This window comes from Dongia soli (assembly GCF_034044715.1).
In the GTDB taxonomy this organism is placed as follows: domain Bacteria; phylum Pseudomonadota; class Alphaproteobacteria; order Dongiales; family Dongiaceae; genus Dongia_B; species Dongia_B soli.
This window is the reverse complement of the sequence record NZ_JAXCLW010000002.1, coordinates 742,033-755,293: the sequence shown is the minus strand read 5'-3', so window position 1 is coordinate 755,293 and position 13,261 is coordinate 742,033. Positions and strand designations below refer to the sequence as shown.

Here is a 13,261-nt window from a genome sequence, read left to right as displayed (position 1 = left end):
AATGGCAGGCAGCGTCAATAAAGTCATCCTGATCGGCAATCTGGGGCGGGACCCGGAAATCCGCACCACCCAGGACGGAACGCGGGTCGCCAACCTGTCGATCGCGACCTCGGAAACCTGGCGAGACAAGGGTTCGGGCGAACGGCGCGAGAAGACCGAATGGCACCGGGTGGTGGTGTTCAACGATCGCATCGTCGATGTGGCCGAACGCTATCTGAAGAAGGGCGCCACGGTCTATATCGAAGGCCAGTTGCAGACCCGCAAGTGGACCGACCAGAGCGGCGTCGAGAAGTACACGACCGAAGTCGTGCTGCAGAAATATCGCGGCGAACTGACCATGCTCGGTGGCCGCGGCGAAGGCGGCGGCATGGGCGGCGAGCCTGATTCCGGTTACGGCAATGGCGGCAGTGGCTATGGCGGCGGTAGCGGGGGCGGTGGGTTCGGCGGCGGCTCGGGCGGTGGTGGCCGTTCCGGCGGCGGCGATCTCGACGACGATATTCCGTTCTGAGCTTCGGCAAATCCATGAAAAAGGCCGGAAGGCAATCGCTTCCGGCTTTTTCTTTGCCCGGAGGTTCTACGAGTTCACGGATGCGTGCGCCATAAGGCGACGAAATTCTGCAATTCCGCCGTATTAAGATCCGAGATGGCCCAGAGGGTCATATCCTTTTCCTGCCAGTGAATAATGTTATAGCCCGCTCGCTCCAGGAGTTGTGGGGGCTCGGAAGCTCCGTCAGCCGGCCAGACCAGGACATTGATCAGATGCTGCCCGCCGCGATAGACGAGGGCCGCAATCTCGCGGTTCTTGAGATAATCCAGCCGGCCGCCTTCCAGCGGGAAACCTTGATCGGCGAGGTTCTTAATTGGCGGCGCGAAATCGATTTTGCCGTCGAACCAAGGCTTCACATTGTGCTGATTGTTGGAGGCGATATCGACCAGATGGCCGGGCTGAAGCGAGCGGATATGGTTTTCCATGACCAGATCGGCAATATCGCCGGAGGGGACCGGCTGGATCAGCATGAGCACCGCAACGGTCGCGACCGCCGCACCGAGGCCGAATCCGACCAAGGACCGCCACCAAGCCAAAAGGCCGCCAGTCCCCGTCGCACTGGGCCGCGGATGTGTGACGACCGGGACCATGCCGGCGACGGCCAATTGCCGGTCGAGGCGGCGACGCAAGGCGTCCGAAGCAGAATGATAAGTCGCTCCCCTGCGCAGGGCATTACGAGTGTCCGACAATTGTGCCCAGGCTTCTCGGCAATAGGGACAGGTTTCGCGATGCGTGACGAGTGCGGCGGATTGCTGAGCATCAAGCTCCCCGTCGAAATCGGCTTGAACGAGCAAGACCTTGTCGCAATTTTCCCTGGTACTCATGATACAGACGCTCCGGCCGAAGCCTTGCTCAACAATCTCCGGGCTCGCCATAACCGCGACATGACTGTGCCAATCGGTGCTTCGATGATCTCGGCGATTTCCTTGTAACTCAGTTCCTCCAACTCCCGCAGGATCACGCATTCCCGTAATTCCAAGGGCAGTTGTTGTAGCAGCGCGTCGATCTGGCGCTGCGCTTCGCTACGGATCAAGTGGACTTCCGGATCGTCCGCCGGATCGGCGAGCTCGGCATTCTCACCTGCTTCCTCGGCATTCTCGCCCAGTCTCACCAGATGAATGCCCCGTTTCTTCTTCAGGGCGCCATAGGCGGCATTGCGGACAATCTGCAAAAGCCAGGCGCGGGCATTTGTGCCCCGGAAGGATGGGAAATAGGAAAAGGCACGCAACAAGGCCTCCTGCACCACATCTTCCGCATCGGTCGGATCGCGCAAAATCCAGCGCGCTAAATTATGCGCCGCGTCGAGATGCACCAGGACTTCAGCCTGAAAACGCTGAGAGTCTGGACGGCCGGCCACGTTCAGGACCCGGCCGTGAGATAACAGTTACCGATCGGTGTCGGCAGTGATCTGCATATGAACATGTCTGACCCAGTTCACTTGGTCCTGGACGATTAGATCATGCGGCGCCTCGATTTATTCTCGATCGAGAGTCAAAAAATGCAAAAAAAACAAGAATAAAATTCTCTCCCGTTTTGCAGAATAACGCCGGTACCCGGGTGATCTCCGTCTTTAGCAGATCCAACAGTGGATCGGATGCGGGAGGCTGGAGATGAACGAATCTGTAACATTTGATGCACCGCGGAGCTCGGACGAACGGCAAGGCACAAACCGGCGTGGCTTTCTGAAGTGCGGCCTTTGGGCGGGGACCGGTGTTGTCTGGATGATGAGCGGGGGCATTCTGAGATCGGTGAGCCTTGATCTCGTGGATACCGCCATGGCAGATGCCGCGAGCTTCAGCTTCGTGCAGATCAGCGACAGCCATATCGGCTTCAACAAGGCCCCCAACCCCGATCCGGCGTCAACTTTCCAACAAGCTCTCCAGCGGATCAAATCACTTCCGGCTCAGCCGGCTTTCATGATTCATACCGGTGACGTCAGTCACCTGTCCAAGCCCGATCAGTTCGACACAGCCGAGCAAATCATCAAGGAAACCGGCTTGGAGACACATTACGTTCCCGGTGAGCATGACATCCTGATTGACGATGGCAGACCGTTCTTCGAGCGTTTTTCCAAGAGTAGCGATGGCTGGTACAGCTTCGATCAAGGCGGGGTACATTTCATCGCATTGGTGAATGTTCTTGGCTTCAAATCAGGCGGCTTCGGCCATCTCGGCGAGGAACAATTGGCTTGGTTGCAAAGCGACCTCAAGGCGCGGTCCGCGAGCACACCGATCGTTGTTTTCACCCATATTCCGCTCTGGATGGTCTATGACAAATGGGGCTGGGGCACCGATGATGCCGCGCAAGCGATGAGTTATCTGAAGCCGTTCGGCTCGGTGACCGTGCTCAATGGGCATATCCACCAGGTGATGCAAAAAATCGAAGGCACGGTCAGTTTCCACACGGCCTATTCGACGGCCTATCCACAGCCCGCTCCCGGCTCGGCCCCCAATCCAGGGCCGATGAAGGTCGATGCCGGCCGTCTCAAGTCGCTACTTGGGATTCGCAACGTCAACTTGCTATCGAGCACGCAGCCCCTGGCAATCATCGACACGCCGTTAAGCGCCTGAAGGAGAGCCTCATGCCGATCAATAGAGCATACCGGCTGGGAAACAGCGCTATCATCGCCTGTCTTTTGCTGACGTCGCATCTCGCTTATGCCGTGATGCCGGACGGCATGGAGATGCCGCCTTTGGCGCCGGGTGGCGTCCCCGCCGCCGCGTCATCCAATCAGGTCGAGATCGGTAATTTTAGTTTTTCGCCGGTCAACCTGACGGTGGTGGCGGGAACCAAGGTCACCTGGACCAATCACGACGATATCCCGCACACGGTGGTCAGCGACGACGATCCGCGCCTTTTCAAATCGCCGCCCCTCGATACCGATGATGCCTACTCCTTCACCTTTCAGAAACCCGGCACCTATCGGTATTTCTGTTCGGTCCATCCAAAAATGGTCGGTACCATTATCGTCAAGGCCCCTTGATTCTTAACGGGGTGTATCGGTGGTGAGGCGCGCGTCGATTTCGTCGTAGCGCTTCACCCGGTAGATCACCGCAGAGACGATCCAGCTGACAACGAAAATCCCGATAATGAGATAGCCGACGGTACCCAAGCTATCATTCAGACTGCCAACCAGATCCCAGACCGGGCCGGTGAGATTGAATTTGTCGCTGAGCAGGCCCAGCGCTTCGATGCCGCCGATCACCACCGCGACGATGACCGAGACCGCTGTGATGGTCATGTTGTAAAAGAGTTTCCGGATCGGCTTCACGAAAGCCCAGCCATAGGCACCCAGCATGAGGATGCTGTTGATCGTGTCGACCAGCGACATGCCGGCGGTGAAGAGGGCAGGGAAGACCAGGATCGACCAGATCGGCAGGCCTTGCGAGCCTTGCACCGCCGAAATACCAAGCAGTCCGACTTCAGTCGCCGTATCGAAACCGAGGCCGAAGAGGAAGCCCAGCGGATACATATGCCAGCTCCGGCGGATCAGCCCGAAGACCGGACGAAAGAGTCGCGCCAGCAATCCGCCACGCGCCAGCAGCATGTCGAGATCCTCATCGACATAGCGCCCGCCAGCCTTGACATGCCGGAAGGTGCGGTAGACACCAACCAGGATCATCAGGTTGATGACGGCAATCGCCAGCAGGAAGCTCGCCGAAACGGCAGTGCCGATCAAGCCACCGATGGCGTGAAACGCCTCGATCTGATCCTTGAAGGCGGCAGCGGTGGCGGCAACGCCAACCGAGGCCAGGACCACGATGCTGGAATGACCGAGCGAAAAGAAAAAGCCGACACCGATGGGCCGCTTGCCCTCCTGCATCAGCTTGCGGGTGACGTTGTCGATGGCGGCGATGTGATCGGCATCGACCGCATGCCGCAGGCCGAAACTATAGGCCAGGAAAGCCGTACCCATTAGGAGGGGATGGTCACGGAAGGCCATGAAAGCCCAGCACCAGACCCCGATATTCGCGACGATCAGCAAGATAAGGAGTGCAATCACCTTGTCGCGCAGATTGTCGCCTCCATCGCTGAAGATGCGCCGCAGGACAGTGCCCATGAAATCCCCCGTTTAAGGCCTAGCCCATGAAACAGTTTGAATGAGTATGATGTTTTTATATATTGATCATAACCCTGCGTAAACCTGTTACACAAGCGGCCAGCTTTATTCAGTTTGCGTCCAATCAATCGGCGAAATCCGGCTCCACGCGGGCCAGGATGCGCTTAACGCTCTCGAGATGCAGCCGCGCGCCGGCGGCATCGCCATCATTCATCTGCTGCGCGGTTCGACGGGCGATCTCCGCCGGCACCGGTTTCAGGTGGCGGCCCGAGCTCATCGCCCGCAGTTGCACGTCGGCCGCACGTTCCAAGTAATAGAGATCGTCCCAGGCCTGGGCGATGGTCGGGGCGATCACCATCACCCCGTGATTCTTCATAAAAACGATATCGGCATCGCCCATCGAAGCGGCGATGCGGTCTCCTTCGGCATTATCCAGCGCAAGGCCCTGGTAATTCTCATCCACCACCGTGCGGCCATAAAATTTCAGCGCCGTCTGGCCGGCCCAGACCAGCGGTTCGCCTTCGAGCATGCTGAGGGCGGTGGCATTTGGCATATGGGTGTGAAAGGCGACGCGGGCACGGGGCTTTTGCAGATGCAGGCGCGCATGGATATAGAAAGCCGTCGCCTCGACCTCGCCATTGCCCGCGACCGTATTGCCATGAAAATCGCAGATCAACAGCTTGGAAGCGGTGATCTCTTCGAAAGCGAGGCCCAGCGGATTGACCAGGAAGAGATCGTCATGGCCGGGCACGACAGCGGAAAAGTGATTGCAAATTCCTTCCTGCAAACCGAGCCGCGCCGCCATGCGGAAACAGGCCGCGAGATCGACCCGCGCGGCGCGTATCTCGGCGCCGTACAGATCGCTGTTGCGCAAAATAGCCGGTGCAGCATGACGTGCCGCCGCGGTGATTTCATGTGCCATTCTTCGCCCCTGAAAATATGAGAGGCGGGCATTGGATCACAGCGAGGCGGGATCTGTCATCTGCGGTGGTTGCACGCTAGCATAGCTTTTAACGATCGGCGTCTCGGGTGGCAAAAGCTGCAGGCGTGTATCGCCTGATCGCAGTGCACAGCCGGCCAATAACCCGCTGACAGCAAGCACGGCTAAGCCGGCCTTCAAACTCTTTCGCATCTTATGACGACTCCCTGTTCATAACGGCGACCCAAGCGAGCCGATATTTCCGTCGGTGCACATCAAGGCAGAAGAGGAATTCCACCATGACCTCGTAAATTCACCGTTAAGGCGCGGCCTTGGTATTGACAGGCCGCTTAGCCCGTCGCAGGGTCGGGCAAGGGTCTTTCAAGGCGGAGCTCGACCGATGGCAAGCAATGTGAAGGCGATCCCCGACGGTTACCGCTCGATCACGCCTTATCTCGTCGTCGATGGCGGTATGGCAGCAGTCGAGTTCTATAAGAAGGTGTTCGGCGCCGTCGAACGTCTACGGGTGGATCGTCCCGGCGGCAAGATTGGCCATACCGAATTGATGATCGGTGACAGCGTCATCATGATGGCCGATGAATATCCGGAGATGAATGCGCGTGGCCCCAAGTCGATCGGTGGTTCCCCGGTCAGCCTGGTGCTCTATGTGCCTGATGTCGATGCGGTGGCGAAGAAGGCAGTCGAAGCCGGCGGCACGCTCGAACGTCCCGTCGAGACCAAGTTTTACGGCGACCGCATGGGCACGATCAAAGATCCTTTCGGCCACATCTGGCACATCGCGACTCATGTCGAAGATGTTTCGCCGGAGGAGTTGCAGAGACGCGCCAAAGAAATGGCAAGCTGCGGCTAAGCGAATGCCATTTAATCTGCCGCGAGTTCAACCGGCAGTCTGTCGTGCTTCCTCAAGGATCCAGTCGATGAAATCCTGCGCCTCGGGCCTTTCGCGTACCGATGGCGCATAGACCAGATAATAGGCAAAGGGCGTGAAGATACGCTTGGCGAAGGGCGCGATCAGTGTCCCTGCGGCAAGGTGGTCCGCGACCACCGGCCGAGTGCCGAGCGCGACCCCCTGGCCGCCGACAGCCGATTGCAGACAGAGCGCATAATCGTTGAAGCGGGGGCCGCGGCTGGCATCGATCTGAGTGACGCCGGCCGCCTTCAGCCATGCCGGCCAATCCGGCCAAGGAAGGTTGTGCGACGATGACCAGTCGAGGTGCAGCAGGGTGCAATTGGCGAGATCCGCCGGCTCGACTAAGGGTGTGCGGGCCAGCAAGGCGGGACTGCAGACCGGAAAGACCTCATCGCTGAACAGACGGTGTGATTCCAGCCCCGGAAAATCGCCGAGTGCGAAGCGCAAAGCCATGTCGTAGCTATCGTCATCCTCGTCCCAATCGGACAGGGCGGTCGTGGTTTCCAGCACGATATCGACACTGTTCGGCCGCGCGCGGTAATGCTGCAGCCGGGCGATCAGCCAATTGACGGCAATCGCTGGATCATCGAGGCGCAGGCGCAAAGCGAGGCCGCGCTTGCCCTTGCGCATTTTCGCCGTAGCCCGGCCCAACAGGCGGAAGCCCTCGGTCAGGTCGCCCGCCGCCTCTTCGCCGATCTGGGTGAGGGCCAGGCCGGTACCGTGTCGGCGCACCAGCGTCACTCCCAGTTCCGCTTCCAGCGCCTTAACTTGCTGGCTCACCGCGCCGGGCGTGACATGGAGTTCTTCTGCAGCGGCGCGGATGCTTCCCAGGCGAGCGACCGCTTCGAATGCACGCAGCGCTGGCAAGGCGGCAAGGGGGCGGGCCATCGCGTTCCTAACATTAGCCGAGGGTTTAGTCCGGCTAAACACTAGCTTTACTCGAAATCGCCTGCAAACAGGAAGTTGCCGTACTATATCCTTCCTCGAACCGGCAGCCAGCCTGAAGCCTCCCAGCAGGCGCTGCCGCGTTCTACCCAGGAGCTACGATCATGCGTTTCCCTCGTTTGGTGCTTCATGCCAGGGCGTTTGCTTTGCCAGGTGCCCTGAACGGCTTGCGGCCCTCAGCCAATGATGAGCGGTTGCTCGCCGATTTAGGGCTGGTCCGGACGGCCGACGGTCGTATCGTGCCCGCCCCGAAGGACGAGCCCAGCCCGCAGCGGGCCGCCTGAGGCGTAGCGCAAGAACCGGATGGCGGTTCATCCCGCCATTGGCCATAAAGGCAGCAATCCCCTCCGGCTAGGGTTGCTGCCTTGTCTTTTAACGCCGTATCGCCGCTGCCTTCGGCGCCACATTTAAGCGGGCGCGATTGGGCCCTGTTGATCGCTCTGTCGATCATCTGGGGCGGTTCCTTCTTTTTCGCCAAGATCGCCATTCAAGAGTTGCCGCCGCTGACCGTCGCACTGGGGCGGGTGGGGATCGGCGCCATCGCCTTGATCCTGATTCTGCTCGCCAGCGGTCAGGCTTTCCCGCGCGATCTTCGCCTCTGGCGCGATTTCCTGATCATGGGCCTGTTGAACAATATGATCCCCTTTAGCCTGATCTTTTGGGGGCAGCAGCATATCGCCAGCGGGCTGGCCTCAATCCTCAATGCGACCACGCCGCTATTCACCCTTATCCTGGCGCAGATCCTGACGCACGACGACCGTATCACCGCGCCGCGCCTCGGCGGCATCGCGCTGGGCTTTCTCGGCGTGGCGGTAATGATCGGCCCCGATGCGCTACAGGGTTTCAGCCTGAATCTGGGCAGTGAATTGGCGATCCTGGGCGCCGCCTTGTCCTATGGCTTTGCCGGTATCTTTGGCCGCCGTTTCCGGGGCCTGTCCCCGTTGCTGCCGGCAACAGGCCAGGTCACCTGCAGCGCGCTGCTGCTGTTGCCCATCGTCTGCGTGGTCGACCGTCCCTGGGCTCTGCCGATGCCCGGCACGGTGACCTGCATCGCCGTCTTCGGCCTGGGCCTGCTCTGCACCGCCTTGGCCTATGTGATCTTCTTTCGCATCCTACGCTCGGCCGGCCCCACCAATCTGGCGCTGGTCACGTTCCTTATCCCGGTTTCGGCCTTGCTGCTCGGCATTTCGATCCTGGGCGAGGATGTCGCACCCCGCCATTTCGGCGGCATGGCCCTGATCTTCGCGGGCCTGGCCGTGATCGATGGCAGGCTCTTCGCCCGCCTCAAGCCAGCCTGAACTCAGCCCGGCGTCGCGACGCGCCGGCTCCAGTCTTCGACTTCCATAGTGTCCAACCGGCGGCGCGCGACCTTGCGCCAGGACTCGGCCAGTGGCTCTAGCCTAGCCATCTCCTGCAGCGACGCCGCGTCCAGCTTGTTGTGATAAAGCACGTCCAGGAGGCGGGAGAGCGGCCAATCGCCATGCGGGCGGTCCTGAAGCTCGATCCGGTCGCCGGCCGCCACGTCGCCCGGTTCCAGCACGCGGTAGTACCAGCCGGTCCGGCCGGTGTTTTGCACCCGTAGAGCCATATCCGGCACGTCAAACCGTACGTTCAGCTTCCAACAGGGCTGGCGCCCCTGGCTCACTTGGACGAGAGCGCTGCCGAGGCGATAAACATCGCCGATACAGACTTCGGCTTCGGTCATGCCGGTCGTCGAGACGTTCTCGCCGAAGGCGCCGGGCTGCTTCAGAAGCGGCCCCAGCAGGGGAAGATCCGCCAGCCAGGCCGCATAATGATCCCTTGGATAATGATGGACCGCTTTCTCTGGTCCGCCATGAAACCGGAGATCCGCCTGCTGATCGCCGGCCAATTTCCTCTCGGTTACGGCGCAACGCGCCAGCACCGGTTTTTTGTCGATCGCCGAAGTCCGGCCGGGCGGTCCGAAAGGCTTTGGCCGACCCACCAGGACGGCATCAATGGGCAGGCTTAAATGTGCAGAAAGCGACATGCTGAGTCGGGCTCCCGAAGCGCTATTTCCACCTTAATAGGCCCAAAACCAGCCAAGCCCTCAACCTGCCTTTTGTCGCGCCATTTTTTTCAAATAAAATCAAATAGATAATCGCCGAAAAACCAGCGTTACAAAAGTTGTTTACGGCAGACGAATCTGCTAGCTTCCAGCAGCATTCAGGGCCACCAGCGACCCTTTCATAAACATCCGAAAAATAAGCAGATTTCCAGTGACCGATACACCCGCCGCACCGACATTCGACATATCCCCGATCACCATCGAAGAGGAGATGAAGCGCTCCTATCTCGATTACGCCATGAGCGTCATCGTGAGCCGTGCGCTCCCCGATGTGCGCGACGGGCTGAAACCGGTGCACCGACGCATCCTTTACGGCATGCGGGAGGCCGGGTTCGACTCCACCAAGAGCTATAAGAAATCGGCCCGCGCGGTCGGTGAAGTGATGGGTAACTATCACCCGCATGGCGACCAGTCGATCTACGATGCCTTGGTCCGCATGGCGCAGAATTTCTCCATGCGCCTGATGCTGGTGGACGGGCAGGGCAATTTCGGCTCGATGGACGGCGATCCGCCGGCGGCGATGCGTTACACCGAAGCCCGCTTGACCAAATCGGCCGAGGCGCTGCTCGACGATATCGACAAGGACACGGTCGATTTCCAGCCGACCTATGACGAAAGCCGCGAAGAACCGACCGTCCTGCCGGCGCGCTTCCCCAATCTGCTGGTCAATGGCGCGGGCGGCATCGCGGTCGGCATGGCGACCAATATCCCGACTCATAACCTGTCGGAAGTGATCGACGCCTGCTGCGCCTATATCGACAACCCGTCGATCACCATCGATCAGATCATGCAGCACGTGCCGGGGCCCGATTTCCCGACCGGTGGCCTGATCCTGGGCCGCAACGGCATTCGCGAGGCCTTCCATACCGGTCGCGGCTCCGTCGTGATGCGCGGACGCACCCATGTTGAGGAAATCCGCAAGGACCGCGACGCCATCGTCATCACCGAAATTCCCTATCAGGTGAACAAAGCCCGCATGATCGAGCGCATGGCAGAAGTCGTGCGCGAGAAGTTGATCGAGGGTATCGCCGATCTTCGCGATGAATCCGATCGCGACGGCGTGCGCGTCGTCGTCGAGCTGAAGCGTGATGCTATGGCGGAGGTTGTGCTGAACCAGCTCTTCCGCTTCACGCCGCTTCAGACCAGTTTCGGTGTCAATATGCTGGCTCTTAACGGCGGCCGGCCGCAATTGATGAATATCAAGGACATCATCGCTGCTTTCATCGATTTCCGTGAGGAGGTGATTACTCGGCGCACCGTCTTTGAACTCAACCAGACCCGCGAACGCGCCCATGTTTTGGTCGGTCTCGCCATCGCCGTCGCCAATATCGATGAGGTCATCAGCCTGATCCGCAATGCGCCGGACCCGGTCGTTGCCCGCGAACAATTGATGGCACGCGACTGGCCCGCGCAGGATGTCGCGCCGCTCATCCACCTGATTGACGACCCGACCCATACGATTTCTGAACAGGGCACCTATCGCCTGTCGGAAACCCAGGCCCGCGCGATCCTGGAATTGCGCCTGCAGCGTTTGACCGGCTTGGAGCGCGATAAGATCGCCGATGAATTGAAAGAATTATCCGCCAAGATCGTCGATTATCTGGAAACACTGGAAAGCCGCGAGAAACGCTTCCGCATCCTGCGCGAGGAAATCGTCGCGATGAAGGAGCAATTCGGCACGCCACGCCGGACCAGCATCGAAGATAACGAATTCGAACACGATATCGAAGACCTCATTCAGCGCGAAGACATGGTCGTCACCGTCAGCCATGGCGGTTATATCAAGCGCGTGCCGCTCTCGACTTATCGGGCGCAGCGTCGCGGCGGCAAGGGCCGTTCCGGCATGTCGACCAAGGATGAGGATTTCGTCAGCCAGGTCTTCGTCGCCAACACCCATACGCCGATGCTGTTCTTCTCGACACGCGGCATGGTCTACAAGATGAAGGTCTATAAACTGCCGCTGGGCAATCCCCAGGCGCGCGGCAAGGCGCTGGTAAATTTGCTGCCCCTGGATGAAGGCGAAAAAATTTCGACCGTCATGCCCTTGCCGGAAGACGAGGCAAGCTGGGCGCAAAGCCATGTGATGTTCGCCACCTTGAGCGGCTATGTCCGGCGCAACGAGCTCAGCGATTTCGTCGATGTGAAGGCCAATGGCAAGATCGCCATGAAGCTGGATCAGGGCGATCGCCTGATCGGCGTTGCGGTCTGTACCGAGGCGAACGACATCCTGCTTGCCGCCGAAAGCGGCAAGGCCATCCGCTTCCCGGTGACCGATGTCCGCGTCTTCGCCGGCCGTGATTCCATGGGTGTGCGGGGCATCCGGCTGGAAGAAGGCGACAGTGTCGTCTCCATGTCGGTCCTGTACCATATCGATGTCGAGATCGAGGAGCGCGATACCTATCTGCGTTATGCCGTGGCCAAGCGCCGGAGCGCTGGTGAGGAGGAGGATGGCGGCGTTGAGGAAGGTACGACCGAGATCGCGCTCTCCGCGGAACGCCTAGCCGAGCTGGAAGCGGCCGAAGAGTTCATCCTCACAGTCACCCGCAACGGCTATGGCAAACGGACCTCCGCCTATGAATACCGGCTGACCGGTCGCGGCGGGCAGGGCGTTGCCAATATTGAAGTCTCCGCCCGCAACGGCAAGGTTGCGGCTTCCTTCCCCGTGGCCGAAAGCGACCAGATCATGCTGGTGACCGATGGTGGCCAGCTCATCCGCTGCCCGGTCCACGATATACGCATCGCCCGCCGCCAGACCCAGGGCGTGATGATCTTCCGAGTCGCGGATGATGAGCATGTCGTTGCCGTGGCACATTTAAGTGACCTTGGCGAAGAAGACGGTGCAGAGGAGGGCGAGGGCTCTGTCGAGGCCGCGGTCCCTGCCGAGGGCGTGGTCCCCGCCGCGATGCCGGCCGGTGAGCAGACGGCAAACGACGCTGCGGAGAACGAACCCGCAGAAAACAATGATGCCGAGGGCACGAATGGGGAAGAAAATGCCTGATAAGGCGCCGCGGATCGGGATTTACCCGGGGACTTTCGACCCGATCACCAATGGCCATATGGATATCATCCGCCGGGCAGTGTCGCTGGTCGATCAATTGATCATCGCCGTCTCGGTCAATGCAGGGAAGGGACCGCTGTTCAGCGTCGAAGAGCGTCTTGCTTTGGTTCAGGATGAAGTTGCCGATCCTAAGAATGGCTTGCCGGCCGACCGGGTCAAAACCCTCAGCTTCGACAATCTGCTGATGCACTTTGCCGAGAAGCAGGGGGCCCGCGTCATTGTCCGCGGACTGCGTGCCGTCTCGGATTTCGAATATGAATTCCAGATGGCCGGCATGAATTCGCGGCTCAATCCTCGCATCGAAACCGTTTTCCTCATGGCGTCGGAAGGCTCCCAGTTCATTTCATCACGTTTCGTCAAGGAAATCGGCCGGCTCGGTGGCAGGATCGATCAATTCGCTTCGCCACGGGTGGTCGAGCGCCTGATGCAAAAATTTGCGACCGAGTGATGTTAACCGAGGTAATGGTCACCGGCCAGTAAGGCACGAAAGACAGCTAGAAGACGGGCGGAGCAAAGGAGTGAACAGCCTGCTTATCTGACAATTTGAATTTGCGATCATTGGGAGAAAGGAAAAGCGCATGAGCCGGATTCCCCCATTCCACTCCAGTAAAACGAATACGCGCCGCGTCTATCACGACAATGCCTTTTGTGGTGAAGGTCAGAATATCGATCCATCCTTCCGCATACCCGGTACCGGGGGGCTGCCGAGATGCAT

14 protein-coding genes are annotated in these 13,261 nt (G+C 59.7%); 8 read left to right on the top strand and 6 right to left on the bottom strand.

The genetic code is table 11. The features are described from left to right. The first annotated feature begins 1 nt into the window (after position 1). Positions 2-508: a single-stranded DNA-binding protein gene (ssb, locus tag SMD27_RS09980; protein ID WP_320508217.1), complete on the top strand. Its 507-nt coding sequence runs from the start codon at positions 2-4 to the stop codon at positions 506-508. A 74-nt stretch (positions 509-582) separates the two neighbouring features. Here the strand turns inward: ssb and SMD27_RS09975 are convergent, their stop codons facing one another. Both SMD27_RS09975 and SMD27_RS09970 read right to left on the bottom strand, forming a co-directional pair. Continuing rightward, positions 583-1,371: an anti-sigma factor family protein gene (locus SMD27_RS09975; protein WP_320508216.1), complete on the bottom strand. Its 789-nt coding sequence runs from the start codon at positions 1,369-1,371 to the stop codon at positions 583-585. Next, on the bottom strand, positions 1,368-1,904 hold the full coding sequence (locus SMD27_RS09970; RefSeq protein WP_320508215.1) for a sigma-70 family RNA polymerase sigma factor: 537 nt from the start codon (positions 1,902-1,904) through the stop codon (positions 1,368-1,370). Before SMD27_RS09970 ends, SMD27_RS09975 begins: the two co-directional genes overlap by 4 nt. 418 nt (positions 1,905-2,322) lie before the next feature. Here SMD27_RS09970 and SMD27_RS09965 point away from each other — a divergent pair, with 418 nt between their 5' ends. Both SMD27_RS09965 and SMD27_RS09960 read left to right on the top strand, forming a co-directional pair. Next, a complete protein-coding gene (locus SMD27_RS09965; RefSeq protein WP_320508214.1) occupies positions 2,323-3,117 on the top strand; it encodes a metallophosphoesterase family protein in 795 nt (264 codons plus the stop codon). 11 nt (positions 3,118-3,128) lie between these two features. After that, entirely contained in the window at positions 3,129-3,530 is a 402-nt protein-coding gene (locus SMD27_RS09960) for a cupredoxin domain-containing protein (RefSeq protein ID WP_320508213.1), read from the top strand. 3 nt (positions 3,531-3,533) lie between these two features. Here the strand turns inward: SMD27_RS09960 and SMD27_RS09955 are convergent, their stop codons facing one another. Both SMD27_RS09955 and SMD27_RS09950 read right to left on the bottom strand, forming a co-directional pair. Then, positions 3,534-4,607 (bottom strand): HoxN/HupN/NixA family nickel/cobalt transporter, encoded by a 1,074-nt coding sequence (locus tag SMD27_RS09955; RefSeq protein ID WP_320508212.1) that lies wholly within the window; start codon positions 4,605-4,607, stop codon positions 3,534-3,536. A 124-nt stretch (positions 4,608-4,731) separates the two neighbouring features. After that, entirely contained in the window at positions 4,732-5,529 is a 798-nt protein-coding gene (locus SMD27_RS09950; protein WP_320508211.1) for an aldolase, read from the bottom strand. A gap of 397 nt (positions 5,530-5,926) precedes the next feature. On the opposite strand from SMD27_RS09950, the gene SMD27_RS09945 reads away from it, so the two are divergent. Continuing rightward, positions 5,927-6,397, top strand: coding sequence for a VOC family protein (locus tag SMD27_RS09945; RefSeq protein ID WP_320508210.1), 471 nt, complete (start codon positions 5,927-5,929; stop codon positions 6,395-6,397). 27 nt (positions 6,398-6,424) lie between these two features. Here the strand turns inward: SMD27_RS09945 and SMD27_RS09940 are convergent, their stop codons facing one another. Beyond that, positions 6,425-7,345 (bottom strand): LysR substrate-binding domain-containing protein, encoded by a 921-nt coding sequence (locus tag SMD27_RS09940; protein WP_320508209.1) that lies wholly within the window; start codon positions 7,343-7,345, stop codon positions 6,425-6,427. Between the two features lie 161 nt (positions 7,346-7,506). On the opposite strand from SMD27_RS09940, the gene SMD27_RS09935 reads away from it, so the two are divergent. Further along, a complete protein-coding gene (locus tag SMD27_RS09935) occupies positions 7,507-7,686 on the top strand; it encodes a hypothetical protein (protein WP_320508208.1) in 180 nt (59 codons plus the stop codon). Positions 7,687-7,767: 81 nt separating this feature from the next. Further along, complete coding sequence (locus SMD27_RS09930; RefSeq protein WP_320508207.1) at positions 7,768-8,700, top strand: DMT family transporter; 933 nt, start codon at positions 7,768-7,770, stop codon at positions 8,698-8,700. Positions 8,701-8,702: 2 nt separating this feature from the next. Here SMD27_RS09930 and SMD27_RS09925 read toward each other — a convergent pair whose 3' ends face one another. Then, complete coding sequence (locus tag SMD27_RS09925) at positions 8,703-9,410, bottom strand: MOSC domain-containing protein (RefSeq protein WP_320508206.1); 708 nt, start codon at positions 9,408-9,410, stop codon at positions 8,703-8,705. A 289-nt stretch (positions 9,411-9,699) separates the two neighbouring features. Between SMD27_RS09925 and gyrA the strand changes: the two genes are divergently transcribed. Both gyrA and coaD read left to right on the top strand, forming a co-directional pair. Continuing rightward, entirely contained in the window at positions 9,700-12,486 is a 2,787-nt protein-coding gene (gyrA, locus tag SMD27_RS09920; RefSeq protein ID WP_379990551.1) for a DNA gyrase subunit A, read from the top strand. Then, positions 12,479-12,994 (top strand): pantetheine-phosphate adenylyltransferase, encoded by a 516-nt coding sequence (gene coaD / locus SMD27_RS09915; RefSeq protein WP_320508204.1) that lies wholly within the window; start codon positions 12,479-12,481, stop codon positions 12,992-12,994. Before gyrA ends, coaD begins: the two co-directional genes overlap by 8 nt. Positions 12,995-13,261: the final 267 nt, after the last annotated feature.